This window comes from Mesorhizobium australicum (assembly GCF_900177325.1).
Classification (GTDB): domain Bacteria; phylum Pseudomonadota; class Alphaproteobacteria; order Rhizobiales; family Rhizobiaceae; genus Mesorhizobium_A; species Mesorhizobium_A australicum_A.
This window is the reverse complement of sequence record NZ_FXBL01000004.1, coordinates 3709357-3734637: the sequence shown is the minus strand read 5'-3', so window position 1 is coordinate 3734637 and position 25281 is coordinate 3709357. Positions and strand designations below refer to the sequence as shown.

The window sequence follows — 25281 nt, the reverse complement described above, 5'->3', positions numbered from 1 at the left end:
TCGACGGTCCTTCGCATGCTCCGCAGAGCCTTCGGCTCGGCCTATGTGCCGGCCGGCCTCGCCTTCGTGATCGTGCTCATTGCCAGCGTCTATGCCGGCTACCTCAACCGGTCGCTGCATGAGCAGTCGATGCGCGCACAGGTGCAGACCAAGATCAACCTGATCCGTGCCAAGCTCGAAGGCAACATCAACTCCAATATCCAGCTCGTGCGCGGGCTGGCGGCGACGGTGGAAACCGAGCCGGACATGGACCAGGCGCGCTTCGCCGCGCTCGCAGGCAACCTGTTCCGCGAGCAGAGCCAGCTGCGCAATATCGCAGGCGCGCCCGGCCTCGTCATCTCACTGATGTATCCGATGGAGGGCAACGAGAAGGCGATCGGCCTCGACTACCGCGCCACTCCCGATCAGAGCGAGGCTGCGCTGCGCGCCCGCGACACGCGACAGCTCGTGCTGGCCGGGCCAGTCGCGCTGAGGCAAGGTGGAACCGGCTTCGTCGGGCGCTTTCCGATCTATATCAGGACGGCCGGGGCACCAGACCGGTTCTGGGGAATCCTGTCGGCGGTCATCGACGTCGACAAGCTCTACCGCGACAGCGGCCTGAGAGACCCTGACCTTGGTCTCGACATCACAATCTCCGGCAAGGACGCGACGGGGGGAACCGGAGCGCGCTTTATGGGCGACCGTGACCTTACCGGCGAGAAGCCGGTGACGGCCGACGTGATCCTGCCGTCGGGCTCCTGGCATATCGCGGCAGTGCCGGCGGGCGGCTGGGACTATACGCCCGACAATGCGGCGCTGTTCCGGGCGTTGCTTGCGCTCGCGCTGCTGGTGATCGTGATCCCGACCTTCTTCGTCGGCCGGCTCTATGGCGAGCGGGAGCGCTATTTCGAGAAGCTCGCCGAACGCGAGCAGGAGCTCGCGCGCCTGTCGCAGCGCCTGAGCCTCGCGCTCGATGCGTCGAAGATCGGCGTCTGGGAGCACAATGTTGCGACCAACCAACTCGTCTGGGACGACCGGGTGAACGAACTGTACGGCCTGCCGAAGGATGGCAAGGTTCGCAGCTATGACGACTGGGCGAGCGCGATCCACCCCGACGACGCCGACCGGGCCCGCCGGGACTTCGAGCTGGCGGTGGAGCGCCATTCTGACTACGCATCCGAATACCGGCTCCTGCTGCCCGACGGCACCCTGCGCCATGTGCGCACAAAGGCGAAGTTCATCGAGGGCGACCGGGACGAGCCGCGGCTGATCGGCACCGAGTGGGACGTGACCGAGGACGTTAGGCTGCACAACGACCTCGAGCGCGCCCGTTTCCTGGCCGAGATGCGCAATGTCGAGCTCGAGGCCGCCAAGGGGCGCATCGAACACAACGCGCTGCACGATCCGCTGACCGGCCTGCCCAACAGGCGCTACCTCGACCAGGTTCTGGAAAACCTGTCGGCGGCGGGCGCGGGCGGCGACGCCGCGCTCCTGCACATCGACCTCGACCGCTTCAAGCAGATCAACGACACGCTCGGCCACAGCGCCGGCGACGCGATGCTGGTGCACGCCGCCAGGGTGTTGGAATCGAACGTCCGCAAGACCGATTTCGTCGCCCGCATCGGCGGGGACGAGTTCGTGGTGCTGTGCCTGGCGTCGCCAACGAACGCAGATCTCGCTGGCCTGGCCGACAGGATCATTGAGGAGATGCGCAAGCCGGTGTCGTATGACGGCCACCAGTGCCGCTTCGGAGTGAGCATCGGTATCGCGGTCGAGCAGGGCGAAGGCGCGGACCCGAAACGGCTGATGGTCAATGCCGACATCGCCCTCTATCGGGCCAAGAGCCGCGGCCGCAGCCGGCACGAATTCTTCACGGAGGCGCTGCAGGCCGAGATCGTCGGCACGAAGCGGGTGGCGGACGAGATCCTGAACGCGCTCGAACGGCACGAGTTCGTTGCCTATTATCAGCCGCAGGTCGATGCAAGGACGTTCGAGATCGCCGGCGTCGAGGCGCTGGCGCGCTGGAAGCATCCGCGCCGCGGCCTGCTGTCGCCTGGCTACTTCCTCAAGACGGCGGAGGAGCTGAACGTCGTGTCGAGCATCGACCGGCTGATCCTCGAGGAGGCGCTGGCGGATTTCCGCGGCTGGAAGGAAAGCGGCCTGCCAATACCGCGCATCTCGGTGAACGTTTCGGCCCGCCGCCTGCAGGACGGAGAGCTGATCAGCGCGCTGCGGCAACTCGACATACCGCGCAACGCGGTGTCGTTCGAGCTGGTGGAATCGATCTTCCTCGACGACAATGACGACCTGATCACCTGGAACGTGAACCAGGTGAAGGAGCTTGGCATCGACGTCGAGATCGACGATTTCGGCACCGGCTATGCTTCGATCGTCAGCCTGCAGAAGCTGAAGCCGCGGCGGCTGAAGATCGACCGGCAGCTCGTGATGCCGATCGTCTCCTCCGTGAAGCAGAGGAAGCTGATCGAATCGATCATCGAGATCGGCAAGTCGCTCGACATCGAGATCGTCGCGGAGGGCGTGGAGACGATGCAGCACGCCGCGATCCTGAAGGATATCGGCTGCCACTACCTGCAGGGCTTCGCCTTCGCCAAGCCGATGAGCGCGGGGGACCTTGAACGCTTTGCCCGCGCGCACGGGAAGCAGAAGGCCTCCTGAGAACGAGCGAGCCGCAATGTCGGGCGCACGCCCATCCGGGCCAGCAAGTCCGCCACAAAATCCGCAATGACTCCGTGCAACCCTTAGGCTAATTGTGGGTTGTCTCGTGCCGGCTGACCGGCGCGAGGGTCGAAACCGGATTCGAGGAAGCACATGCGCTGGAGAGGCCGTCGTCAAAGCGACAACATCGAGGACCTGCGCGGCTCCGGCGGCGGTGGCTTCGGCGGCGGGACGGGTCGCGGCGGCGGCTTCCGTATCCCGGTCGGGGGCGCGCGCAGCGGCGGGTTCAGCCTGTCGACGATCGTCATCCTCGTGGTGCTGTTTTTCGCGCTGCGTGCCTGCGGCATTGATCCGCTGGCGATGCTTGAGGGCGGCGGCCTGCCCGGCCAGACGCAGGTGCAACCCTCGCAGCCTGGCGGCCAGACTGCGCAGCCGACCGACGAGATGGGCCAGTTCGTGGCCACCGTGCTCGCCGAGACCGAGGACGTGTGGACAGGTATCTTCCAGGCCGAGGGCCAGACCTACCAGAAGCCGACGCTGGTGATGTTCTCCGACCAGGTGCGCTCGGCCTGCGGCTTCGCCTCGGCGGCCTCCGGTCCGTTCTACTGCCCCGGCGACCGCAAAGTGTATATCGACCTTGCCTTCTATGACCAGCTTGCCCGCCAGTTCGGCGCGGCCGGAGACTTCGCTCAGGCCTATGTGCTGGCGCACGAGGTAGGCCACCACGTGCAGAACCTGATCGGCGTGCTGCCGCGCTTCAACCAGATGCGCCAGACGATGAGCCAGGCTGAGCAGAACCAGATGTCGATGCGCGTCGAGCTGCAGGCCGACTGCTTCGCGGGCGTGTGGGGCCACTTCACCGACCAGAAGGGGCTGCTCGAAGAGGGCGACATCGAGGAGGCGCTAAACGCCGCCCAGCAGATCGGCGACGACACGCTGCAGCGCAAGACGCAGGGCTATGTCGTGCCGGAGAGCTTCAACCACGGCACGTCGCAGCAGCGCCAGACCTGGTTCGCGCGTGGCTTCAAGTCCGGCAAGCTGTCGGACTGCGATACGTTCAACAACCCGATCTGAGGCCTGCCCTCCGAACATGAAAACGGCGCGCCAGGGGCGCGCCGTTTTCGATTCGTGCTCGTTGGTTTCAGCGCTCGGCGAGCGCCGGCTCGCCCTGCCTCTCGCGGATGAGGTTCACGAAGCGGCGGAAGAGGTAGTGTGAATCCTGCGGGCCGGGGGAGGCCTCTGGGTGGTGCTGGACGGAGAACACCGGCTTGCCCGCGAGCGAGATCCCGCAGTTCGAGCCGTCGAACAGCGAAACGTGAGTCTCCTCAACGCCTTGGGGCAGGCTCTTTGAATCCACCGCAAAGCCATGGTTCATCGAGACGATCTCGACCTTGCCGGTGGTGTGGTCCTTCACCGGATGGTTGGCGCCGTGATGGCCCTGGTGCATCTTCACCGTTTTCGCGCCAAGCGCGAGCGCCAGCATCTGGTGGCCGAGGCAGATGCCGAAGACCGGGATGCCGGTCTCAAGCAGATCCTTGATGACCGGTACGGCATATTCGCCGGTCGCGGCCGGATCGCCCGGGCCGTTCGACAGGAAGATGCCGTCGGGCTTCATCGCCAGAATCTCGTCGGCGCCGGTCTTGGCCGGCACCACGGTGACCTTTGCGCCGAGGCCGGCGAGGAGGCGCAGGATGTTGCGCTTTACACCATAGTCGACTGCGACGACGTGCATGGTCGGGGCGTCCTGTTCCGCATAGCCTTCGTTCCAGACCCAGGGCGTCTCGGTCCAGACGGAGGACTGGCCGGAGGTGACCTCCTTGGCGAGGTCGAGGCCGACGAGGCCCGACCATTCGCGCGCCTGGCGCTTCAGGTCCTCGATGTCGAACTTGCCGTCCGGCGCATGGGCGATAACGGCGTTGGGCGCGCCCTTTTCGCGGATGAGGGCGGTCAGCGCGCGGGTGTCGATACCGCTCATGGCGATGACGCCGCGCCGCTTCAGCCACTGGTCGAGATGCTCGGAGGCGCGGTAGCTGGACGGGTTGGTGACGTCGGCCTTGAAGATCGCGCCGACCGCGCCGGAGCGCGCCGCCGGATTGAGGTCCTCGATGTCCTCGGCATTGGTGCCGATGTTGCCGATGTGCGGGAAGGTGAAGGTGACGATCTGGCCGGCATAGGACGGGTCCGTCAGGATCTCCTCATAGCCGGTGAGCGCCGTGTTGAAGACCACCTCGGCAACCGCGGAGCCCGGGGCGCCCAGGCCTCGGCCGCGGATCACCGTGCCATCTGCAAGCACGAGGCAGGCAGTCGGGACCTCTTTGGTCCAGGGGGCGGTCTTGTCGGCCATCGGGCTTCTCCTTCGCCGGCTGAGGCCAGCCTTGCATACGGTCCATATAGGGGCCATATGACGCGTGACAAAACACAAGGGCGGCGGCAGCCATCCTTGTGCGCAACACAACATCCGTGTCTTGAGGCGCGGACAATATGCGAACGTCGAGGAGCGGTCAACAACCGCCCGGGTTTCGCACCGCGAATTGCTTCCCTCGAAAAATCAAGGGGTTATGCGGTCGGAAACGAATTGCGCGGCGTTGTTGCCGTCGCTATCCTCGCACGTCGCCACAGGAGTGACACCATGCGCGAGATTCTCGCCGCACAGTTGAAAGACGCAATGAGGGGTGGCGACAAGCGCCGCATCTCCACCATCCGCCTGATCCAGGCCGCGATCAAGGACCGCGACATCGCGGCCCGTACCGCCGGCAAGGGCGCGGTGAACGACGAGGAGATCCTGCAGATCCTCGCCAAGATGGTGAAGCAGCGCGACGAATCGGCCCGTATCTACGAGGAGGCGAACCGTCTCGAACTCGCCCAGCAGGAGCGGGAGGAGATCGAGGTGATCAAGTCCTTCCTGCCCAAGCAGCTGGGCGAGGAAGAGGTCAGGCAGCTCTGCGCCGCCGTGATCGCCGACGTCGGCGCGGATGGCTTGCGCGACATGGGCAAGTGTATGGCCGCGCTGAAGGAGCGCTATCCGGGCCAGATGGACTTCGGCAAGGCGAGCGGGGTGGTGAAGACCCTGCTGCAGTAGCGGCAACCGGTTTGCAGCGACAAAGGTGAGCCCGGCGAGAGCCGGGCTTACTCGCTTTTGGGCGCCTTGCGCGCGCGGGGCTTTGCCTTCGAGGCGTTCAGCGCCACGGCGGCGCGGATCAGGGCCTTCAGAGCGTCGGCGTCGATCTCTTCGCCCTCGCGGATGTCGATGGCGCGGCGGGTGTTGCCTTCGAGGCTCGAGTTGAACAGAGGCTTGGGATCCGGCAGGGACGCGCCCTTGGCGAAGGTCAGCTTCACGACGGCCTTATACGTTTCGCCGGTGCAGACGATGCCGTCGTGCGACCAGACGGGAACGCCGCGCCATTTCCATTCCTCGACGATTTCAGGATCTGCCTGCCTGATGAGGCCGCGGACGCGGGCGAGCGTTTCGCCGCGCCAGTCGCCGAGTTCGGCGATCCTCTGATCGATCAGCCGGGACGGGCTGTCCGTGCCCGGATCGCTCTTGCCTGCAGCCATGATCTTTGTCCTCACATCTTCTCGCCGGGCAGGCGGCTCGCCTGCCTCACCCAATCGACGAACTGCGCCTCGTCGAGCGGGTCGTCCTCGCGGATGTCGAGATAGCGCACATCCTTCTGCTTCTAGGTACCGGGAGGCTGCGGCTCAAGCGACGCGCCCTTGAAGAACGCGACCTTCACGTATTTTGCGAAGACGTGGAAGGAGAGAAACCATGTGCCCTCCGCATCCGGCGCGCCGTAGAAGGGCGAGTTCCATTTGACGGCCTTGCGCACGCCGGGGACGGTGCGCGTGACGATGGCATCCAGCCTGCGGCCAAGGTCGCTCTTCCAGCCGGGCATGGCGGCAATATAGGCTTGCACCGGCGCGTCGCCGTAGCCCTTGGCGATCTGGGGATTGCCGCCGGAGAGGAGGACCGGGCCGTCTGGCTTCGGTACGGCCTTTGCAGGCCCGGCTGGTGTCTTTTCTGGCATCCGATCGCTCCTATGCGCCGGTGCGCCGCCGCAGCGCATAGGGCAGCGCGAACATGTAGAGGCCGGTGGCGAGCAACAGGAAGAGTGGAGGCAATGGCGAATAGACCACCCAGGCGGGCGGCTCGCCCAGCGCCATCGCGACGAAGTTTGCGACGACGGCCAGCGTGAAGGCGATGGACAGCCAGCGGTGGACCTGCCGAATCCATTTGCTCCAGTTCAAGGGAACCTCCTCTGAAAATGTGTCGATGCGGCCGGGGTCAGACGTTATTCCATCTGGGCCACGACCTGTTCCAGACGATCGAGGAAGCGCGGCCAGCCGGCCCGGGCGCCGCCGAAGTAGCGCGGCTGGTCCGGGCGGAATCCCGTCTGCTCCATGCGCAGGCGCGTGCCCGATTGCGTCGGGACGAGCGTCCAGGTGACGACGCTTTCGAGATCGTGGTCGCCCCAGGAGTAGGACAGCGCCCGGTGCTGCTCGACGGAGCGAACCTCGCATTGGACGACGCCCCATTCGGCGCGGAGCTCGAAACGATGGCCGATGACGGGCCTGAATTCGTTCTTCATCAGCCACTCCTCGATGAGATGGGGTTGGGTGAGCGCGCGCCAGATCTTCTCGGGCGGAAAGGGGATGTCGCGCTCGACGACGACGGAACGCGTTTCGGCCAATGGCGGGATCACTGGTCCATCCTTTTCAGAAGGTCTTCGAGGCCGTCGAACCGGCTCTGCCAGAAGCCCGACATGCGGTTCGTCCAGTCGACGAGCGGGGTGAGGGCGCCGGCATCGGCGCTGTAATGCGTCTGGCGGCCCGCATGGCGGTCGCGCACCAGGCCGGCTTGCTTGAGCACGGCAAGATGTTTCGAGACGGCGGGCTGCGAGACGCCGGCCTGCGCGGTCAGCGCGCCGACGGTCTGCTCGCCCTCGCGGCACAGCCGCTCGAAGATCGCGCGCCGCGTCGGATCGGCGAGCGTCCTGAAGAGCATGTCATGGGCGTCGAGCATGGCAACCAATAACCCGTTGGCTATTGATTAGCGTATAACCCGGTGGCTATGGATTGGTCAAGGCGGCTGCTAACAGGAACGCATCGACGGGCGTCGGCCGGGCTATTCGCCCGGACGCACGAGGCGGCCTTCCTCGGCCTTGTGATAGAACTGGCTCGCGACGAGCCAGCCTTTCAGGGGACGCAGCGGCGGTATGCAGGTAGCGAAGACGATCGGCAGCGAGACGAAGATGTGAAACCACATCGACGGCTCGAAGGTGATTTGCGCCCAGACGGCGAACCAGACCGAAGGAATGCAGGCGAAGCAGATGACGAAGAAGGCGGGGCCGTCGGCGGGATCGGCGAAGGAATAGTCGAGGCCGCAGACCTCGCAGCGCGGGGCGAGCTTGAGGAAGCCCTCGAACAGGTGGCCTTCGCCGCAACGCGGGCAGCGACCGCGAATGCCGACTCTCCAGGGTTCGAGCGGGGGATAGGTGGCATGGTCGTGCATGGCGTCACTCCGCGCGACCGGCATGGTTTCGCGCTATGCTTCTGGTCGAGATCCATATATGTTCAGTTCTTGAATGCATACAATGCGACAAATTGTATGGCTTGAGGCGATATGCAAGACAGCGCGCATGCGGTTTCCGATCTCTCCTGGCTGGCGCCCGTGGGCACCGGCGGCGGGCCGATCTATCTGAGGATCGTCGAGGCGCTCGGCGAGGCGCGCGCCAGCGGCCTGCTGCAGCCCGGCGACCGGCTGCCGCCACAGCGCGACCTGGCGCAGGCGCTGGGCGTCGACCTGACAACGGTGACGCGCGCCTTCATGGAGGCGCGGCGGCGCAACCTGATCGAGGCGGCGCCCGGGCGGGGCACGTTCGTTACGCCGGGCGGTTCCGACGAACCGGTGCTCGACCTGAGCATGAACATTCCGCCAGCGCCGCTGGGCATCAACCTGCCGGCGCTGATCAGGAGCGGCATCGACGGGCTGCTGAAGCGGTCGAGCGCCGAGGCGCTGTTGTCCTATCATCCCGGGCCGGGCTCGGCGTCCGAACGGGCGGCGGGGTCGCAGTGGATCGCGGGCGAGGGCGACCGGCCTTCGGTCGCGCGGATGGCAGTCGGCTCCGGCGCGCAGGCGCTGCTGGCGGCCGCCGTGCTGGCGCACAGCCGGGAAGGGGATGTGATCCTGACCGACCTATGCACCTATCCCGGCCTGATCTCGCTGACGCGCGCACTGGGACGCGGGCTCGTCGGCGTGCCGGGCGACGCAGACGGCATGCTGCCTGATGCGCTGGAAATGCAGGCGCGGCACTGCTCTGCGCGGCTGGTCTATCTCAACCCGACGCTGCACAATCCGACGACGCTGGTCATGCCGCAGGCGCGACGGGAAGACCTGGTGACCGCGGCGCGGCGCTCGGGTCTGACGATCGTCGAGGACGATCCGTACAGCAGGTTCCTGCCGGACGCGCCGCCGAGCCTGCTGTCGCTCGCGCCAGACGTGACAATCTACGTGGCGACACTGGCGAAATGCATTTCGCCCTTCTTGCGTACCGCCTTCCTCGTCGCGCCGGAGGCCGAGACGACCGAACGCATCGCCGCGGCGCTTCGCGGCATCACGCAGATGGTGCCGCCGCTGATGACGGGCCTCGCCGCCGAATGGATTCGGAGCGGCACGGCGGGAGAGATTGCCGTCGCGGTGCGTGCGGAGGCGGTCGAGCGGCAGCGGATCGCGGCCGGCATGCTGCCGGCAGGCGCGGTGGCGCAGGAGGCGAGCCTGAATATCTGGTTGCCGCTGAAGGATGCTATTGGCGCCGAGGAACTGGTGCGGCTGGCGCGGCGGCGCGGGCTGGCGATCAGCTCGGGCGAGGAGTTCGCCGTGAGCGGAGGCGCCGCAAATGCGGTGCGCATTGCGCTTGGTGCCGCCGCCAGCCGCGAACGGCTGAAGGAGGGGCTGCGAAGCCTGGTGTCGATCCTGTCGGAGAGCCGCGAGCGGGTCGGCTTGGTCGTCTGAAGGGCCTGCCGGCTACGCAAACAGCGCGTGAAGAGCGTTCACCAACCCGGCCGTGTCGACGCCGACGACCGAAACTACGGCGATCACCCCGGCGGCAAACAGAAACAGATCGGACTTGAACGTGTGCATGACTATCCCCTTCGAGGAGACGGATAGCGATGCAATTCGGCCCGATCATGCCGGGATTCCGGCGAATTGACGGCAGGGACGTTCTTTCTCACGACGCTTTCAGCCGCGATCCGCGCAGGAGGCCCTGTTCCTCGAGGACCGGATAGGCGATCGAGGCGAGGAGGGAGTTGATCTGCTTCAGGTCGCGGATCGTGTCGAGATGGATGGAACTCGTCTCGACGCTGCGGGCCGTGCCGGCGCGCAGGCGCTCGAAATGGCCCTGCGTCGAGGACTTCTCGCGGTCGCGCAGCCGATCCTTCTCCTGGACGAGCTGGAGGGCGGTCTCGCGGTCGCGGCTGACAAGGACGTTGAAGGCGAGGCGCGCATTGGCAAGGACCGAGGCGTGGAAGGCGGTGAGTTCGCGCCAGCCGTCCTCGGTGAATTCGAGCTTGCGCTCCATCTTCTTGCGGACGTGGACCAGCATGTTGCGCACGATGATATCACCGACCTGCTCAAGCTTGATGCAGGCGCCGATGAGCTCCTGGCAGCGCATGGCCTCGGATTCGCTCAGCTGGTGCGCGGTGACCTTGGCGAGGTAGATCTTGATGGCCGCGTGCCAGCGGTCGACGCGGTCGTCGAGGGCAGCGAGATGATCGATGCGCGCCTTGTCCGGATTGCGGTAGAGATCCATGATCTCCACCAGCATGATCTCGATCGTCTCGCAGATGCGCACCACCTCGCGGGTGGCGTTGGCGAGCGCCTGCGAGGGCCTGTCCAGAGCATCTTCCTCCAGCGCGCTGCGTTCGGCCGGCGCGACTTCCGGCACGGTCGGGCTGCTGAGGGCGACGAGCGCCTTCGAGGCGCGGTAGACCAGGCCAGCCAGCGGAATGCCGGCAAGCAGGATCACGCAGTTGAAGAGGATGTGCGCGTGGACGATCTGGTCGGGCACCGTCGTGCCGAGGAGGGCGAGCGGGGGCTTGAACGTGAGCAGCAGCGTCAGCGCGACCAAGGAGCCCGCGCCGCGCATCAGGAGGTTGCCGATCGGCACGACCCGGACGGCGGGGGCTGCACCGCGCGTCAAAAGGGGCGCGATCACCGAACTGCCAAGGTTGACACCGAGCACCAGGACGACGCCGAGCTCGGCCGGGATGAGGCCGCGGCCGGCGAGTGCGACGAGCAGCAGGACTGCCGCGATGCTGGAATGGAACAGCCAGGTCATCAGCGCCGCGATCAGGAAGGCGGTGACCGGATCGCCCGAGAAGTAGCCGATGATGACAGGCAGCAGTCTCGAATCGCGCAGGGGCTCGGCGGCCGTGCCGATCATCTCCAGCGACAGGATCATCAGGCCGATGCCGACGAGGATGCGACCGAGCTGGCGCCACTCGCGCCGCTCGGTCGCCATGAAGAAGCTCGTTCCGGCAACGAGGCAGAGCGGAACGAGCAGCCTGAGATCGAAGGACAGGAGCTTGACGAGCAGGGCCGAGCCGACCTCGGCGCCGCGCACGGCCAACTGCCCCGCCATCCCGCCGACCACGCCGGAACCGGCAAAGGATGCGATCAGCAGGGTGACCGCGGTGGAGCTCTGGAAGGCGATGGCGAGGCCCGCGCCGGTGATCACGGCGAGCAGGGGATTGCCGAGCGTGGAGCGCAGCCGGCCGCGCAGCGTGTCGCCATAGGCGCGCTCCACGCCCGTCTTGACCATCCGCGTCGCCCAGAGGAGCAGTGCGACCGCGCCGGCGAGGTTGAGGAGAACGATGGTGCCGCTCATCGCAGAGCTAGACCATCTTCCTGTGAGCCATGTCCGTGAATTCCTTCGCTTCCGAGACCGATTCGGCCAGTAAACAGATTAGCCGGATAATAGTGTGGCGGGCTGCGGTTTCCAGCGTGTGTCGCCGACGCCCGGTGTCGGGATCAGGATGCCGCGCGTAACGGTATCCGGCGTCCGGAACATTACGGAAATGTAATAAGTATTTGTAATTATTACATAATTGTAATTGACGGTTCATCGCTCGTTCATCCGCGCCACCTTAGGGTCGCCGTGTCCATTACAAGGAGACAGAGATGAAACGCATTGTTCTTTCCGCCCTGGCGCTCGCGATCCTCGCCGCGCCGATGGCGCAGGCCCAGGCCGCGTCGACCCGCAGCCACGAGCCGCGCATCGAGGACCAGAGGGGCCGTCCGGGCGCCAGCCAGGGCTATTCCGTGCGCCGGAAGGTCGAGAAGCACCACCGCTACGAGCGGGGCCAGCGCTTCACCAACTGGAAGCGCTACGAGGCGCGCGACTGGAAGCGGCACGGGCTGCGCAAGCCTGGCCACGGCCAGCGCTGGATCCGCGTCGGCAACGACTACATGCTGATCACCATCGCCAGCGGCATCATCGCGGGCGTGATCGCCGGACGGTAGGAAGAGGTCCGAAGATGGGGCGGCCCGATGGTCGCCCCAGTGATCGCCCCAAACAGTCAAGCCTCGGCGGCGCGCAGCGGAGGGAGCGCGCCGCTCTGCTTTTCCACCGACCACGACCGCGCGGCCACCACCGCGGCGATCAGCATCGAGGCGACGCCGACCAGCGGCAGCGCGCGGTAACCAAGGCCGCTGGTAATGATCAGTCCGCCGACAAAGGCGGCGATCGCGATGCCGAGGTTGAAGCCGGCCGGGATAAGCGAGGAGGCGAGGTTGGGCGCATCGGCGGTCCATGAGAGGATGCGCGTCTGAAGCGGCGTGCCGATGGAGAAGTTGATGCAGCCCCAGAGCGGAACGAGGATGACCATCGCGAGCGGCCAGGGGCTGAGCAGGTAGAGAAGGGCGGCCACCACCGACTGGATGACGAGCAGCGCGATGAGGGAGGGCATCAGCTTCCAGTCGGCGAGCCTGCCGCCGAGATAGACGCCGAGCGTCGCGCCGAGGCCGTTGATCAGGAGCACCCACGGGATGGTCGAAGCGTCGAGCCGTGTCACCTCCTGCAGGAAGGGCGAGATGTAGGTGAAGGGCACGTACTGGCACATCATCAGCATCAGCATGACGATCAGCGTGGTCCAGACCTGCTGGCGGCCGAGCACGCCGATCTCCTGCGACAGATGGGGCGGCTCGGCGCGGGGGCCTTCCCGGTTGGGCAGCAGCGCCAGGATCGCGGCGAGCGTGAGGATGCCGAGGCCGAACATCGCCCAGAAGGTCGCGCGCCAGCCGAAGGCATTGCCGATGGCGGCCCCGATCGGCACGCCGACGATGTTGGAGACGGTGAGCCCGGCGAGGACGACGGCGACGGCCATGCCGCGCCGCTCCGGCGGGACGAGGCCGATAGCGACGACCATGGCGACGCCGAAATAGACGCCGTGCGCGCCGGCGACGATGACGCGGAACAGGAGCATCGAGGCAAAGCCCGGCGCCAGCGCACAGGCCAGCTGGCCGGCGACGAAGACCAGGGACAGGCCGATCAGCAGCGTCTTGCGCGGCACTCCGGTGGTGAGGATGGTCAGCAGCGGCCCGGCAACGGCGATGGCCAGCGCATAGCCGGAGACGAGATAGCCCGCGGCCGGCACGGAGACGCCGAGGCCTTCGGCAAGCTGCGGCAGGATGCCGGCAATGACGAATTCGGTGGTGCCGAAGGCGAAGGCGGTGACGAAGAGGGCGATTATGGGGAGGGGCATGCGGCTGACCGGTTGGAAACGGCGTCCGTAGCACCACGAATCGCCGCGCGCGGCAATCGAGTTCTGCGCGACAGGGGTGCAGTTTTTCTGGACGGGCGGCGGCGTTACCCGGCCTTGTCCACCTTCTGACGTTCCTGCATGTAGTGGCGCAGCACGGCATTGATGCGCGTCTGGTAGCCCTTTCCGGTCGCCCTGAAGAAGTCGAGCACGTCCTTGTCGAGGCGGATCGAGATCGCATCCTTGGGGACGGGAACGACGATCGTTGCCTTCGACCAGTCGATGTCCATGAACTCGGCCCAGTCGGGATCGTCGCGCATCTGCGCTTCGATCTCGGCGTCGGTAATACTTTCCAGCCGCTCAAGATTGGTTCGGCCTCTGCCCTGCCGGACCAATTCCCGGATTTCATCAGCCGAATATCTGACGATATTCTTCTCGCTCATTCCTTCTTGCCGCCATGGCCGTGATGATACGACACACACTTCCGCGAGACGTGTAGATCACGCGGACAATCTGGGTCTCGATCATGCAAATGGCCAGTGTGCGGTCTTCTCCTTGTTTGTCTGAACGTTGACTCAAATGCGGCCCTAACAAAGCCGCGGCGATCTGCAAGAAATCGATCTCTCGCGTAACCAGAACCTTCTGGTATTTGGTCGGATCCCAATCGAATTCAGAGAACTCGATCGCTTCTACACGTTTCATGGTCTCCTTCTTGGTGCGTCAATCGCGTTGTGTATATACATTCGTATTTCATCTGATGCAACCTGTGAAACCCGGTGAAAGGCGAGCCTCCCTCTCGCGTGCGTGGGCGGGGCGACATACATATGGCTCATGCGCTTTCCGCCCGCCTTCCTCGACGAGATCCGCGACCGCGTGCCGATATCCTCGGTGATCGCGAGCCGAGTCTCGTGGGACCGCAAGAAGACGAACGCGTCGAAGGGCGATTACTGGGCCTGCTGTCCGTTCCATGGCGAGAAGTCGCCGTCCTTCCACTGCGAGGACCGCAAGGGCCGTTATCACTGCTTCGGCTGCGGGGTGTCGGGCGACCATTTCCGCTTCCTGACCGAGCTTGAGGGACTGTCCTTTCCCGAGGCCGTAGAACGCGTTGCCGGGATGGCGGGCGTGGCGATGCCGGCGCGCGACGATCAGCAGGAGCGCCGGGAGCAGCAGCGCGCCAGCCTGACCGACGTGATGGAGATGGCGACGCGCTGGTTTCAGGAGCGACTGCAGGGGCCGGAGGGCGCCAAGGCGAGGGCCTACCTGCGCGACCGGGGGCTCACTTCGGTGACGCAGCAGACGTTCCGACTCGGCTACGCGCCGGAAAGCCGCAATGCGCTGAAGGAATTTCTCGCCTCGAAGGGGATCACCAAGGATCAGATCGAGGCCTGCGGGCTGGTGCGGCACGGCGACGACATTGCCGTCTCCTACGACTACTTCCGCGACCGGATCATGTTCCCGATCGAGGACCGGCAGGGGCGGGTGATCGCCTTCGGCGGGCGGGCGCTGAGTTCGGATGCGCTGGCGAAATACATGAACTCGCCGGACACCGAGCTCTTCCACAAGGGAAACGTGCTCTACAACTTCGCCAGGGCGCGCAAGGCGCAGGGGCGCGAGGGCACGATCATCGCCGTCGAAGGCTACATGGACGCGATCGCGCTGTCGCAGGCGGGTTTCGAAAATGTGGTGGCACCGCTCGGCACGGCTTTGACCGAGAACCAGCTTGAGCTGTTGTGGCGGATGACCGGCGAGCCGGTGCTGTGCTTCGACGGCGACAAGGCGGGACTGAAGGCGGCATGGCGCGCGGCGGACCTCGCGCTGCCGCTGGTGCAAGCTGGCAAGACCGTGCGCTTCGCCCTGCTGGCCGAGGGCAAGGACCCGGACGACCTCGTGCGGACGGAAGGACCGGACGCGTTTTCAAAGGTGCTTTCCGAGGCACGGCCGCTCGCCGACCTGATCTGGATGCGCGAGACGTCCGGCGGGGTGTTCGATACCCCAGAGAAGCGGGCGGAGCTGGAAAAGACGCTGCGCGAGGCGACGTCGCGCATCAAGGACGAGAGCGTGCGCTTCCACTACCAACAGGAAATGCGCGAGCGGGTGCAGGTGTTCTTCGGCTCGACCCGCGCGGCGCGGGGCGAGCGCGGCGACTTCCGCAAGGGCGGGCAGCAGTGGCGCGGCGGACCGGCCGATGGGCGCATGGCGTTCAGCGACAGCCTGACGCGGTCCGCGCTCGTGAAAGGCGGTGCGATGCCGATCCGCGAGGCGGCGATCATGGTGGCGCTGATCAGCCATCCGACGCTGATCGAGGAGAATTACGACCTGATCGAGATGCTGGATCTCAGCAATCCGCGGCTGGTGCAACTGCATGCCGCATTGCTCGACGCGCTGGCGCATGACGCGGCGGGCGACCGCGACAGCCTGCTCGACGTGGTGCGCGAGGCGGGCCTGGAGCCGGTGTGGCAGGAGGCGACGGAGCTGGTGCGGCGGGTGCGCGACTGGACCGCGCTGGAGGACGCTGCGCTGGATGATGCCCGCGACGCCTTCGCGCAGGCGCTCCACTTGCACCGCAGCCAGCGCACTCTACATAAGGAGCTGAAGGCGGCCGAAATCGCGCTCGCGTCGGAATCGACGGAAGAGAATTTCATGCGCCTTCTCGACATACAGTCCCAGTTCCGTGACATGCAGGCGACCGAAGCGCTGATCGAAGGCTTTGGCGTGCAGTCGGGACGGGCTGGCAGGAACTGAACGTCGCGTATCGAATCAGCGAATCGGGCGAAGGTGCGAATTTGATTCGCTTTTTCGCCACGAATCAGGTTTGAGCCGCTTGACGTTCGGTACAATTGTCGGAATCACGACGGTTCAACACTGGCTGATCAGCGGGAAACCGCGAGACGATGGACTGGCCGGAAGGCCGAGGAACAGGACGGAGCGCTGGCCGCTGACGGGATAATATCTCCCGTTCCCGGTAACAGGGTTAATCGGACATTAAGCGGAACCTTGATAGCTGCTCCGAAGGGAGCGGAATCAGACCGTATCCGTACCCGATCCTCGGCAAGATGCAATACGCGCCCTATCTAGTAGGGACGGAAGCAGGCGGCCTGCGTTTGGAGATGCAAGGAATGGCGACAAAGGAAAAGGAAGAGGCGGAGACCGAACGCGAAGGCGCCCCCGACGGGCCTCTGCTCGACCTGTCCGACGATGCCGTCAAGAAGATGATCAAGCTCGCGAAGAAGCGCGGCTATGTCACCCTTGACGAGCTCAATGCCGTGCTCCCCTCCGAGGAGACGGATCCCGACCGGATCGAAGACGTCAATGCCATGCTGAACGACATGGGCATCAACGTCGTCGAGGATGGCGAGAACGACGAGGCCGAGGCGGATTCGGGTTCCGACGGCGAGGAAGAGGCGAACGAGCTGGCCGAACAGACCGGCACGGCGGTCGCCGCCGTCACCAAGAAAGAGCCGACAGACCGCACCGACGACCCGGTGCGCATGTATCTGCGCGAGATGGGCTCGGTGGAGCTGCTCTCCCGCGAGGGTGAAATCGCGATTGCCAAGCGTATCGAGGCCGGCCGCGAGACGATGATCGCGGGCCTGTGCGAAAGCCCGCTGACCTTCCAGGCGATCATCATCTGGCGCGACGAGCTGAACGAAGGCAAGATCCTGCTGCGCGAGATCATCGATCTCGAGGCGACCTATGCCGGCCCCGAGGCCAAGCAGGCGCCGATCGTCGAGCGCGTGGACGAGGACGCCAAGCCGAAGGAAGAGCCGCGCCAGGCACGTCGCGGCCGCGACGACGAGGACGACATCACCAATGTCGGCGGCGAAAACCGCGTCGAGGACGAGGAAGAGGACGAGGACGAGCAGAACCTTTCACTGGCCGCGATGGAGGCGGAACTCCGCCCGCAGGTCATGGCGACGCTCGACGTCATCGCCGACACCTACAAGAAGCTGCGCAAGCTGCAGGACCAGCAGGTCGAGCAGCGTCTCGCTGCCATGGGCGCGCTGTCGTCCGGCCAGGAGCGCCGCTACAAGCAGCTGAAGGACGAGCTGATCACGGCGGTGAAGTCGTTGTCGCTCAACCAGAACCGCATCGAGTCGCTGGTCGAGCAGCTCTACGACATCAACAAGCGGCTGGTGCAGAACGAGGGAAAGCTGCTGCGCCTCGCCGAGAGCTATGGCGTGCGCCGCGAGGAGTTCCTGCGCGAATACCACGGCTCCGAGCTCGATCCGAACTGGATCAAGTCGATCGCGAACCTGGTTTCGCGCGGCTGGAAGGAATTCACCAAGAACGAGCGCGACGCGATCCGCGATCTGCGGGCCGAGATCCAGAACCTCGCGACCGAGACCGCGATCTCGATCGGCGAGTTCCGCAAGATCGTCAACCAGGTCCAGAAGGGCGAGCGGGAAGCCGCGATCGCCAAGAAGGAGATGGTCGAGGCGAACCTGCGCCTGGTGATCTCGATCGCCAAGAAATACACCAACCGCGGCCTGCAGTTCCTGGACCTGATCCAGGAAGGAAACATCGGCCTGATGAAGGCGGTGGACAAGTTCGAGTATCGTCGCGGCTACAAGTTCTCGACCTATGCGACGTGGTGGATCCGGCAGGCGATCACCCGCTCGATCGCCGACCAGGCGCGCACGATCCGCATTCCGGTGCACATGATCGAGACGATTAACAAGATCGTGCGGACGAGCCGCCAGATGCTGCACGAGATCGGCCGCGAGCCGACGCCGGAGGAACTGGCCGAAAAGCTCGCCATGCCGCTCGAAAAGGTGCGCAAGGTGCTGAAGATCGCCAAGGAGCCGATCTCGCTCGAGACGCCTGTGGGCGACGAGGAGGATTCGCACCTCGGCGATTTCATCGAGGACAAGAACGCCATCCTGCCGATCGACGCGGCGATCCAGGCGAACCTGCGCGAGACCACCACGCGCGTGCTCGCCTCGCTCACCCCGCGCGAGGAACGCGTGCTGCGCATGCGTTTCGGCATCGGCATGAACACCGACCACACGCTGGAGGAAGTCGGCCAGCAGTTCTCGGTGACGCGCGAGCGTATCCGCCAGATCGAGGCAAAGGCGCTGCGGAAGCTGAAGCATCCGTCGCGGTCGAGGAAGCTGAGGAGCTTCCTGGATAGCTGAGGCCCAGTTAAGCCGCGGCGGCGTTGCAGCGCGTCGCCCGGCGGGCTTGCGGTTGGAATGCTAACGGCGTATTCACTGTTCGCGCGTAGTCTGGATGCTTGATTGCGGCGAAACTGGAGACTGAAATGAGAATCGGACCTGTTCGCCCCCTTATCTAGACCGTCCTAGTGGAAGCCGATCGGAACGGTATTTCGCATTACGTTCTCATCTGGCTGGACACCCAGCAATTCAGCCAATTTGTAGTGCAGTTCCTTGGCGGCGATTCGTAGTTCGCGTATTGCCATATCCAAATCGTCGAGCGCAAAGAGCTTTTGGTCTTCGGCCAGCGTTGTCCACCTGTCGGAAATGACTGCGTTGGTGAACTCGATGGCTATTGTGTCGCGGTAGTGGAAGCGGAATCCACATCTGGCAAGTTCAGGATTTATCCCCGGCATGTCGGATATTAGTGCTTCCACATTGCGTCTGCTGGTGACGAAGGCGACCGTATAGGGCCTGTATCCCGGCTCGGTCTGGGCTCTTCTCTTGGCCGAAAGGATCGAATTGTAGTCGATCCATTGTTGGCAGTCGAAGCACACCGTTCGTGTTTCCTCCCAGAGCGCATGAAGAACATGCGTGTTGCGATGGCTTTGCTGTCGCCAATATCGCCGCACCGTCAGAAACGATGCGATAAGAGCTGCCAGCATGGCTGGAACCCACGTCGTCATCGCTGCTATTGTGATATGACAGGTCAAACTGTCGTTCGCACAATAGCCATAGTTGATGGTGAGCACGTCGCCCATTCTGCAATCCCCCGATGCAGATACATAACTGCACGTCGAACTTTGTTTTTCAATCTGTGATTGAATGAAGTCTTGCGGTGCAGGCCGATAGCGACTGCTGTGCGGGTATTTGAACCCTAAATGTTGTTCGTTCGCCCTGCCTCCGGCCCGACATAGCGCGCGCGGGGGCGGATCAGGAGGCCGGACTGGAGCTGCTCGATCGCGTGCGCCATCCAGCCTGAGGCGCGGGCTATGGCGAAGAGCGCGGTTTCGTGGCCGACGGGCAGGTTCAGCGTGCGCATCAGCACGGCCAGCGCATAGTCTATGTTGGCGTAGAGTCCCGTCGCCTCGGTGACGAGGCGAGGCAACTCGACGGCCAGGCGCGGGTCGGCGCCCGCGGCGGCGAGCGCGCGCAGGAGCACGTCGGCGCGGGGATCGCCATCGACATAGACGGTGTGGCCGAAGCCGGGGATCGGCTCGCCGAGCGCTACGCGGTCCGCTATCGCCGCCGCGATGTCGCCGTCGCCGAGTTCGGCGACCATGCGGGCGGCGAGCGGGCCGGCGCCGCCATGGCGCGGGCCTTTCAGCGCGGCGAGGCCGGCGATGGCCGCGTCGTAGAGGTTGAGACCGGTGGAAGCCGCGCAGCGCGCGGTCCAGGTCGAAGCGTTGAGCTCGTGGTCGGCGAGCAGCACCAGCGCGCGACGCAGCAAGTCTTCGGCTGCGGGATGGTCCTTCGCCCAGGCCTGCGCCACCTGGCGGTGGATCGGCAAGGGAGAGGGGGCGGCGCCAAGCACCGCCGCCGTGACCAGCCGCATCACCCGCGCGCCAGCCGCTGCGCGGCCCTCGGCGGAGCGGTTGTGGGCGCGCGGGTCCGCATCGCTGGCGAGCGCCAGAACGGCGATCGCGCGCGGCAGAGGCTTGGCATCGCGGGCGGCTTCGAAAATCGCCTGCATCGGAGCGTCCACGACCGGTATGTTGGCGGGCTCGAAGGGATCGGCGCGGCGCACGTCCCATAGCAGCGTGGCGGCCTGTTCGACGGTCGCGGCCTCGGCGAGCGCCACCACCGGCACGCCGCGATAGATCGGACCGGCCTCGGTTATGGTCGACACGGTCGTGTCGAGAACCGGGATCGCCGCCTCGGCGGAGGGCTGCACCGCACCCGAGGCGCGGCGGCGCTGGCGCAGCGCCCGGATGTCGTCCGCCCTGTAGCGCCGCGCGCGACCGTCGCCGACCGGCTCCGAACGGACCAGGCCGCGGCTGACATAGGCGTAGAGGGTCGCGAGCGAGACCGACAGCTCGGCGGCGGCCTCGCGGGCGGTGAGGAAGGCAGGAGCAGAGATCGCTTTCATATTGATCAAGCTAATCAAGATTGATCAATGATGGAAGAGGCCTACTCTTTTTGCAGTGCAGCAGGAGATAAAACCATGACGATCCATTCCAATCCGGCCGCCGGCCTCGACGGGGTCGCAGCCGCGGTAACGGCGCTGTCGCATGTCGACGGCGAGAAGGGGGAGCTGATCGTGGCAGGCATGCGGATCGGCGAGCTTGCGCAGAATACGGATTTCGAAGGGCTGACGGCGCGGGTGTGGGCGGCTGCGATGGCGCGGGAGGTCGACGCGGCAGAGGCGAGGCGGTGGCTTGGACAGGCGCGGGTGGCAGCATTCCAGCGCCTGCCGGCGATCCTTCCGGCGACCGCGGGCCTGCCGATGATCGACGCCTTCCGCGTCGCCGTGGCGGCAATCGCGCCGATCGACGGGCTTGCCTCCGAGGCGGCGATCGTCGGCGCCATGCCGGTGTTCGCGGCGGCGCTGGTGCGGCAGGCGGAAGGCAAGGCGCCGGTCGCGCCTGATCCGGCGCTCGGGCATGCGGCCGACCTGCTGAGGATGATGCGCGGCGAGGAGGCCGGCGTGGAGGAGGCGAAGGCGCTCGACGCCTATCTCGTCACGGTGGCCGACCACGGCATGAATGCGTCGACCTTTGCTGCGCGTGTCGTGGCGTCGACGCAGGCGAACCTGTTCATGGCGGTCACCGCGGGCTACTGCGCGCTGACCGGGCCGCTGCATGGCGGCGCGCCGGAGCCGGTGCTCGACATGCTGGACGCGATCGCGACGCAGGACCGCATCGCCAGCTGGATCGATGAAGCGTTGGCGCGCGGCGAGCGGCTGATGGGCTTCGGCCATCGCATCTACAAGGTGCGCGACCCGCGCGCCGACGTGCTGAAGCGCGCGGTGGAGCGGCTGGGCGGGCGCGGCACCGATCTCGGCTTCGCCGCGGAGGTGGAGGCCTATGCGCGGCGGGCGTTGGAGGTGGCGAAGCCGGACCGCAGGCTCGACACCAATGTCGAATTCTACACTGCGATCCTGCTCGATGCGCTGAAGATCCCCCGGCGCGCCTTCACGCCGATTTTCGCCGTGGGTCGCACCGCCGGCTGGACGGCGCATGCGCTGGAACAGCAGCGGACGGGGCGGCTCCTGAGGCCGTCGTCGATCTATACGGGCGCGATGCCGGGCTGACGGTGAAGGTGGAGACGCGTCGGCGGCAGGCCGCGGCGCGTCACACCGCCATCGAGTTCTCGGCGCTGCGGGCCGCCTGCTCGTAGAGGCCGGACAGGACGCGCAGCATCTCGGCGAGCTGTTCAAGCTCGAGCTCTCCGCTGGAGAACTTGGCGAGCGCGCGGATCAGGAAGCGCTTTCGCATCGCCTTGTAGTCGTCGATGAACTTCTGCCCTTCTTCCGTCGGCTGGAAGAAGGTGTCCTTGCCGATGCGCGCGCTCTCGACGAGCCTGGCGCGCTGCAGCTTCTTGAGCGCGTAGGACACGATGTGGGTGTCCTCGATATTGAGGCTGAAGCAGATGTCCGCGAGCCGCTTCGGCCCGTAGCCGACCATGTGCAGGACGAGCAAGTCGGTCGTCGAATAGCCTTTCATCCCCGCCGCGGCTGCGCAGCGCAGGACCCATTGTTCCTGCGCATTGCGCGCGACGATCATCGCCAGCTCGAACTGGGTCATGAGGGGCGCAAGTCTATCCACGATCTGGCCCGTATCCTTGTCGTCGAGCGGTTTGTTCACGGCGTCTTCTCCGCAGCACTTTCTGATTCCCATCTAGCCTGTCCCGGAAAATGGGGCAATGCCATGCCTAATTTGTCGGCATTTTATCATTTACACGGCAGAAAAAGACCGTTGAAGTGGCGATAAAATGATGACAATCTGTCGTCAAGTTGAGGGGAAATGAACAGCGAGGCCATGATGGCCGTGCCGCCTCTCGGCTGACATGCGATTGTGGAGAGGTGGTTCCGAAATGCAGTTCACGCCCAATACGGAGGCTATCAAGGCGCTTCCGGCCAAAGAGGGTCTCGATGCGGTGATCGCGATGAGCCCGGAGAATTTCGCCTACGCATCCGGCGCCTATATCTCGACGGTTCGGCTGATCCGGCCCCGTCACGCCTATGCCGTGTTCCCGGCCAAGGGCGAGCCTTTCAACATCGTCTGCTCGATCGAGGAAAGCCTGACGCGCTCGGAGAGCTGGATTCCGGATGTGCGTACCTACACCGAGTTTGCCGAGATCCCCGTGGAGGTGCTGGCGCGCGAACTGAAGAAGGAAGGCCTGGGCAGCGGCAAGCTCGGCATCGACCTCGATTACCTGCCGGTCTCGGCCTATGAAGCGCTGACCGCCGCATTGCCGGACGCCGAGTTCGTCAACACGACCGAGACTGTCACAGGGGTTCGGGTGATCAAGGGCGAGAGCGAGATCGCATTGATCGAAGCCGCCACCCGGCAGACGCACAAGGCCGTTCTCGACGCGATGGAGGCCAGCAACCAGGGCGATTCCGAGGCGGACATGGCCCAGAAGATCGCCAACAACATCATCAATTACGGCGCCGACGGCACGCTGTTCATGGCGTTCGCGTCCGGCGAGCGAACCAAACATCCGCACACGACCGCGCAGTCGGACGTCCTGCCGAGGCCGGGCGACATCATCCGCTTCGACGTCGGCGGAACCTACGGCGCCTTTGCCAGCGACTTTGCGCGCACCTATTCCGCGGGCCGGCCGAGCGAGGAGCAGAAGGACGTCTACGCGAAACTCATCCGCATCCAGCGCGAGACGATCGCCGCGGTGAAGCCGGGCGTGCTGGCCGAAGACCTCTTCTTCCTCTGCAAGGATCTCTACGCCAAGCACGGCCTGCCGTTTACGATGCCGCATATCGGGCACAGCTTCGGGGTCGAGCTGCACGAGAACCCGATGCTGAGGCCCGGCGACAAGACGCCGCTCATGGCCGGCATGGTGATCAACATCGAGCCGATGGTGAAGCATGCAACCGGGACCTACCACACGGAGGATCTCGTGCTCGTCACCGAGACGGGCTACCGGTTGCTGACACTCGGGCTGGCTCCCGAGGAGCTGCCGGTGATCGGGCAGACGATCAATTACTGACGCGACCTTGGGAGGGGTCACAACAACAAGGGAACACTAGGAGCTACGTCATGAAACTGCCTTCAATCTTAGTTGCCGCAACACTCGCGGTTGTCGGTTCAATCTCGCTGCCCGGCAGCGCGGCACTTGCCGAGACCCTCCGGCTTGCCCACCACCACGCGGTGGGCGGGCAGGTCGACATCGCGGCGAAGAAGTTCGCCGAACTTGCGAAAGAGTATTCCAAAGGCGAGATCACGGTTCAGGTCTTCCCGGCCGCGCAGCTCGGCCAGGAGCGTGAGGCGCTCGATCTCGCGAACCAGGGTGCGATCGACATCTCGATCACCTCGACCCCAATCCTCGACAAGCTCTATCCGCCGATGGCGGCGACCTCGACGCCGCTGATCTTCAAGGGCTGGGAGCAAGCGCGCAAGCTCTACAAGGGCGAGTTCGGGCAAGGGCTGATCGCCGGGGTTCGCGACAACAGCGACGTCGAAGTGCTCGGCTTCATCCATCTCGGCTTCCGCGACCTGATGTTCAAGGGAGACGCGCCGACGACGCTGGCCGGCATGCAGGGCAAGCGGATGCGTTCGCCGGAGAACTTCGTCTGGATCCGCATGTTCGAGCTGATGGGAGCCAAGCCCACACCCGTCACATGGGGCGAGGTCTACACCGCCATGCAGACCGGCGTGGCGGAAGGCCTCGACACGTCGGCGGCGGCCGGGCTCGACATGAAGTTCAACGAGGTGACGAGCTCGCTGCTGAAGACGCAGCATATGTTCGGCTCGATGCTGTTTGCGATGAACAAGGCCAAGCTCGCCGCGCTGTCGCCTGAGAAGCAGGAGATCATCAAGAAGGCCGCGGTCGATACCGGCGACTATGTCGATCTCGAGGTCAACATCCCGGCCGAGAACGCCGCCTATGGCAAGCTGGAGGCGGCCGGAATCAAGGTGGTCGAGCCTGCAAATCCGCAGGAATGGCGCGACGCGATGGCGCCGCTCCAGGCCGAGATCGCCGAGCGCAATCCCGGTGCCGACAAGTTCATCGAGATGGCCAAGTCGGCCGAATGACCGGACACCAGCCGGGGCAGGGGAGCGGGCCGGGGCGCGAAAGCCTCGACCTGCGGCTCCTGACGCTGATCGCGTCGCTGCTGGTCGCGGCTACCGTCGGCCTCACCTTCGCGCAGGTCGTGCTGCGCTATGTCTTCAACATCCCCCAGACCTGGGTCGAGGAAGTCGGCCGCTATCTTTTCATCTGGATCACGTTCCTCGGCGCGGCGGCGGCGTTTTCGCGCGATACGCATATTCGCGTCGACGCGGTCATGGCGCTGTTCGGCGAGGGCGTAGCGCGCGGCGCAGACCTCATCCGCAGGCTGATCGAACTCGCGGGCGTAGCGGCGCTGCTCTACTCGGGCATGCTCGTCGCCTGGAAGCATCGCAACGCGAAATTCTACACGATGCCTGACGTGCCGCAGGTCATCTTCTACCTGGCAGTGCCGGTCGGGTCGGCATTCGCGCTCTTCTACGTGCTGCGCGGCGTCGCGCGCTGGAAACGCAGGCGGGGAGCATAA

General features: G+C 65.3%; 24 protein-coding genes and 1 pseudogene. 11 read left to right on the top strand and 14 right to left on the bottom strand.

Going from position 1 to position 25281, the window contains the following annotated elements; all coding sequences use genetic code 11:
* The first annotated feature begins 15 nt into the window (after positions 1-15).
* The gene (locus tag B9Z03_RS20925; protein ID WP_085467793.1) at positions 16-2655 is read left to right on the top strand and encodes a bifunctional diguanylate cyclase/phosphodiesterase; all 2640 of its coding nucleotides are present in this window, start codon (positions 16-18) and stop codon (positions 2653-2655) included.
* A gap of 153 nt (positions 2656-2808) precedes the next feature.
* Positions 2809-3729, top strand: a complete 921-nt coding sequence (ypfJ, locus tag B9Z03_RS20920; RefSeq protein ID WP_085465978.1) for a KPN_02809 family neutral zinc metallopeptidase — start codon at positions 2809-2811, stop codon at positions 3727-3729.
* A gap of 67 nt (positions 3730-3796) precedes the next feature.
* On the opposite strand, the gene carA is transcribed toward ypfJ, so the two are convergent.
* Positions 3797-4999 (bottom strand): glutamine-hydrolyzing carbamoyl-phosphate synthase small subunit, encoded by a 1203-nt coding sequence (gene carA, locus B9Z03_RS20915; protein ID WP_085465977.1) that lies wholly within the window; start codon positions 4997-4999, stop codon positions 3797-3799.
* Positions 5000-5284: 285 nt separating this feature from the next.
* Between carA and B9Z03_RS20910 the strand changes: the two genes are divergently transcribed.
* A complete protein-coding gene (locus B9Z03_RS20910) occupies positions 5285-5734 on the top strand; it encodes a GatB/YqeY domain-containing protein (protein ID WP_085465976.1) in 450 nt (149 codons plus the stop codon).
* Positions 5735-5781: 47 nt separating this feature from the next.
* Here the strand turns inward: B9Z03_RS20910 and B9Z03_RS20905 are convergent, their stop codons facing one another.
* The 6 genes and pseudogenes from B9Z03_RS20905 to B9Z03_RS20880 form a co-directional block, all read right to left on the bottom strand.
* Positions 5782-6210, bottom strand: a complete 429-nt coding sequence (locus B9Z03_RS20905; protein WP_085465975.1) for a DUF1801 domain-containing protein — start codon at positions 6208-6210, stop codon at positions 5782-5784.
* Between the two features lie 11 nt (positions 6211-6221).
* Positions 6222-6680: pseudogene (locus tag B9Z03_RS20900) on the bottom strand (DUF1801 domain-containing protein).
* 10 nt (positions 6681-6690) lie between these two features.
* Positions 6691-6900, bottom strand: a complete 210-nt coding sequence (locus B9Z03_RS20895) for a hypothetical protein (protein ID WP_085465974.1) — start codon at positions 6898-6900, stop codon at positions 6691-6693.
* A 44-nt stretch (positions 6901-6944) separates the two neighbouring features.
* Complete coding sequence (locus B9Z03_RS20890; protein WP_244561803.1) at positions 6945-7355, bottom strand: SRPBCC family protein; 411 nt, start codon at positions 7353-7355, stop codon at positions 6945-6947.
* Positions 7352-7675 carry an ArsR/SmtB family transcription factor gene (locus B9Z03_RS20885; RefSeq protein WP_085465972.1) on the bottom strand — a complete coding sequence of 108 codons (324 nt, stop codon included), beginning with the start codon at positions 7673-7675 and terminating at the stop codon, positions 7352-7354. The genes B9Z03_RS20890 and B9Z03_RS20885 overlap by 4 nt, the downstream gene beginning before the upstream one ends.
* A gap of 102 nt (positions 7676-7777) precedes the next feature.
* Positions 7778-8164, bottom strand: a complete 387-nt coding sequence (locus B9Z03_RS20880) for a DUF983 domain-containing protein (protein ID WP_085465971.1) — start codon at positions 8162-8164, stop codon at positions 7778-7780.
* Between the two features lie 111 nt (positions 8165-8275).
* Here B9Z03_RS20880 and B9Z03_RS20875 point away from each other — a divergent pair, with 111 nt between their 5' ends.
* Positions 8276-9664: an aminotransferase-like domain-containing protein gene (locus tag B9Z03_RS20875; RefSeq protein ID WP_085465970.1), complete on the top strand. Its 1389-nt coding sequence runs from the start codon at positions 8276-8278 to the stop codon at positions 9662-9664.
* A gap of 217 nt (positions 9665-9881) precedes the next feature.
* Here the strand turns inward: B9Z03_RS20875 and B9Z03_RS20870 are convergent, their stop codons facing one another.
* Positions 9882-11540, bottom strand: a complete 1659-nt coding sequence (locus tag B9Z03_RS20870) for a Na/Pi cotransporter family protein (RefSeq protein ID WP_085465969.1) — start codon at positions 11538-11540, stop codon at positions 9882-9884.
* A 293-nt stretch (positions 11541-11833) separates the two neighbouring features.
* Here B9Z03_RS20870 and B9Z03_RS20865 point away from each other — a divergent pair, with 293 nt between their 5' ends.
* Entirely contained in the window at positions 11834-12175 is a 342-nt protein-coding gene (locus B9Z03_RS20865) for an RcnB family protein (RefSeq protein WP_085465968.1), read from the top strand.
* A gap of 56 nt (positions 12176-12231) precedes the next feature.
* On the opposite strand, the gene B9Z03_RS20860 is transcribed toward B9Z03_RS20865, so the two are convergent.
* The 3 genes from B9Z03_RS20860 to B9Z03_RS20850 all read right to left on the bottom strand — a co-directional run bounded on the left by B9Z03_RS20860 (position 12232) and on the right by B9Z03_RS20850 (position 14115).
* Positions 12232-13416 carry an MFS transporter gene (locus tag B9Z03_RS20860; RefSeq protein WP_085465967.1) on the bottom strand — a complete coding sequence of 395 codons (1185 nt, stop codon included), beginning with the start codon at positions 13414-13416 and terminating at the stop codon, positions 12232-12234.
* Between the two features lie 104 nt (positions 13417-13520).
* Positions 13521-13856, bottom strand: a complete 336-nt coding sequence (locus B9Z03_RS20855) for a BrnA antitoxin family protein (RefSeq protein WP_085465966.1) — start codon at positions 13854-13856, stop codon at positions 13521-13523.
* Positions 13822-14115, bottom strand: coding sequence for a BrnT family toxin (locus tag B9Z03_RS20850; RefSeq protein WP_085465965.1), 294 nt, complete (start codon positions 14113-14115; stop codon positions 13822-13824). Before B9Z03_RS20850 ends, B9Z03_RS20855 begins: the two co-directional genes overlap by 35 nt.
* A gap of 129 nt (positions 14116-14244) precedes the next feature.
* On the opposite strand from B9Z03_RS20850, the gene dnaG reads away from it, so the two are divergent.
* Positions 14245-16155: a DNA primase gene (gene dnaG, locus B9Z03_RS20845; protein ID WP_085465964.1), complete on the top strand. Its 1911-nt coding sequence runs from the start codon at positions 14245-14247 to the stop codon at positions 16153-16155.
* A gap of 374 nt (positions 16156-16529) precedes the next feature.
* Entirely contained in the window at positions 16530-18548 is a 2019-nt protein-coding gene (gene rpoD, locus B9Z03_RS20840; RefSeq protein ID WP_085465963.1) for an RNA polymerase sigma factor RpoD, read from the top strand.
* 164 nt (positions 18549-18712) lie between these two features.
* Here the strand turns inward: rpoD and B9Z03_RS20835 are convergent, their stop codons facing one another.
* Both B9Z03_RS20835 and B9Z03_RS20830 read right to left on the bottom strand, forming a co-directional pair.
* The gene (locus B9Z03_RS20835; RefSeq protein ID WP_139832350.1) at positions 18713-19327 is read right to left on the bottom strand and encodes a hypothetical protein; all 615 of its coding nucleotides are present in this window, start codon (positions 19325-19327) and stop codon (positions 18713-18715) included.
* Between the two features lie 116 nt (positions 19328-19443).
* On the bottom strand, positions 19444-20655 hold the full coding sequence (locus B9Z03_RS20830) for a citrate synthase family protein (RefSeq protein WP_085465961.1): 1212 nt from the start codon (positions 20653-20655) through the stop codon (positions 19444-19446).
* 75 nt (positions 20656-20730) lie between these two features.
* Here B9Z03_RS20830 and B9Z03_RS20825 point away from each other — a divergent pair, with 75 nt between their 5' ends.
* On the top strand, positions 20731-21819 hold the full coding sequence (locus tag B9Z03_RS20825; RefSeq protein ID WP_085465960.1) for a citrate synthase/methylcitrate synthase: 1089 nt from the start codon (positions 20731-20733) through the stop codon (positions 21817-21819).
* A gap of 40 nt (positions 21820-21859) precedes the next feature.
* Here the strand turns inward: B9Z03_RS20825 and B9Z03_RS20820 are convergent, their stop codons facing one another.
* Complete coding sequence (locus B9Z03_RS20820; RefSeq protein WP_176247582.1) at positions 21860-22372, bottom strand: winged helix DNA-binding protein; 513 nt, start codon at positions 22370-22372, stop codon at positions 21860-21862.
* Between the two features lie 229 nt (positions 22373-22601).
* On the opposite strand from B9Z03_RS20820, the gene B9Z03_RS20815 reads away from it, so the two are divergent.
* The 3 genes from B9Z03_RS20815 to B9Z03_RS20805 are packed head-to-tail and all read left to right on the top strand — an operon-like array spanning position 22602 to position 25281.
* Positions 22602-23735, top strand: a complete 1134-nt coding sequence (locus B9Z03_RS20815; protein ID WP_176247581.1) for a M24 family metallopeptidase — start codon at positions 22602-22604, stop codon at positions 23733-23735.
* 50 nt (positions 23736-23785) lie between these two features.
* The gene (locus B9Z03_RS20810; RefSeq protein WP_085465957.1) at positions 23786-24781 is read left to right on the top strand and encodes a TRAP transporter substrate-binding protein; all 996 of its coding nucleotides are present in this window, start codon (positions 23786-23788) and stop codon (positions 24779-24781) included.
* Positions 24778-25281: a TRAP transporter small permease gene (locus B9Z03_RS20805; RefSeq protein WP_176247580.1), complete on the top strand. Its 504-nt coding sequence runs from the start codon at positions 24778-24780 to the stop codon at positions 25279-25281. The genes B9Z03_RS20810 and B9Z03_RS20805 overlap by 4 nt, the downstream gene beginning before the upstream one ends.

Bases quoted from the DNA above. Each gene is read 5' to 3' on its own strand.
- B9Z03_RS20925 (WP_085467793.1), top strand. From the start codon at position 16: ATGCTCCGCAGAGCCTTCGGCTCGGCCTATGTGCCGGCCGGCCTCGCC.
- ypfJ (WP_085465978.1), top strand. From the start codon at position 2,809: ATGCGCTGGAGAGGCCGTCGTCAAAGCGACAACATCGAGGACCTGCGC.
- carA (WP_085465977.1), bottom strand. From the start codon at position 4,999: ATGGCCGACAAGACCGCCCCCTGGACCAAAGAGGTCCCGACTGCCTGC.
- B9Z03_RS20910 (WP_085465976.1), top strand. From the start codon at position 5,285: ATGCGCGAGATTCTCGCCGCACAGTTGAAAGACGCAATGAGGGGTGGC.
- B9Z03_RS20905 (WP_085465975.1), bottom strand. From the start codon at position 6,210: ATGGCTGCAGGCAAGAGCGATCCGGGCACGGACAGCCCGTCCCGGCTG.
- B9Z03_RS20885 (WP_085465972.1), bottom strand. From the start codon at position 7,675: ATGCTCGACGCCCATGACATGCTCTTCAGGACGCTCGCCGATCCGACG.
- B9Z03_RS20880 (WP_085465971.1), bottom strand. From the start codon at position 8,164: ATGCACGACCATGCCACCTATCCCCCGCTCGAACCCTGGAGAGTCGGC.
- B9Z03_RS20875 (WP_085465970.1), top strand. From the start codon at position 8,276: ATGCAAGACAGCGCGCATGCGGTTTCCGATCTCTCCTGGCTGGCGCCC.
- B9Z03_RS20870 (WP_085465969.1), bottom strand. From the start codon at position 11,540: ATGAGCGGCACCATCGTTCTCCTCAACCTCGCCGGCGCGGTCGCACTG.
- B9Z03_RS20865 (WP_085465968.1), top strand. From the start codon at position 11,834: ATGAAACGCATTGTTCTTTCCGCCCTGGCGCTCGCGATCCTCGCCGCG.
- B9Z03_RS20860 (WP_085465967.1), bottom strand. From the start codon at position 13,416: ATGCCCCTCCCCATAATCGCCCTCTTCGTCACCGCCTTCGCCTTCGGC.
- B9Z03_RS20855 (WP_085465966.1), bottom strand. From the start codon at position 13,856: ATGAGCGAGAAGAATATCGTCAGATATTCGGCTGATGAAATCCGGGAA.
- B9Z03_RS20850 (WP_085465965.1), bottom strand. From the start codon at position 14,115: ATGAAACGTGTAGAAGCGATCGAGTTCTCTGAATTCGATTGGGATCCG.
- dnaG (WP_085465964.1), top strand. From the start codon at position 14,245: ATGCGCTTTCCGCCCGCCTTCCTCGACGAGATCCGCGACCGCGTGCCG.
- rpoD (WP_085465963.1), top strand. From the start codon at position 16,530: ATGGCGACAAAGGAAAAGGAAGAGGCGGAGACCGAACGCGAAGGCGCC.
- B9Z03_RS20835 (WP_139832350.1), bottom strand. From the start codon at position 19,327: ATGGGCGACGTGCTCACCATCAACTATGGCTATTGTGCGAACGACAGT.
- B9Z03_RS20830 (WP_085465961.1), bottom strand. From the start codon at position 20,655: ATGAAAGCGATCTCTGCTCCTGCCTTCCTCACCGCCCGCGAGGCCGCC.
- B9Z03_RS20825 (WP_085465960.1), top strand. From the start codon at position 20,731: ATGACGATCCATTCCAATCCGGCCGCCGGCCTCGACGGGGTCGCAGCC.
- B9Z03_RS20815 (WP_176247581.1), top strand. From the start codon at position 22,602: ATGCAGTTCACGCCCAATACGGAGGCTATCAAGGCGCTTCCGGCCAAA.
- B9Z03_RS20810 (WP_085465957.1), top strand. From the start codon at position 23,786: ATGAAACTGCCTTCAATCTTAGTTGCCGCAACACTCGCGGTTGTCGGT.
- B9Z03_RS20805 (WP_176247580.1), top strand. From the start codon at position 24,778: ATGACCGGACACCAGCCGGGGCAGGGGAGCGGGCCGGGGCGCGAAAGC.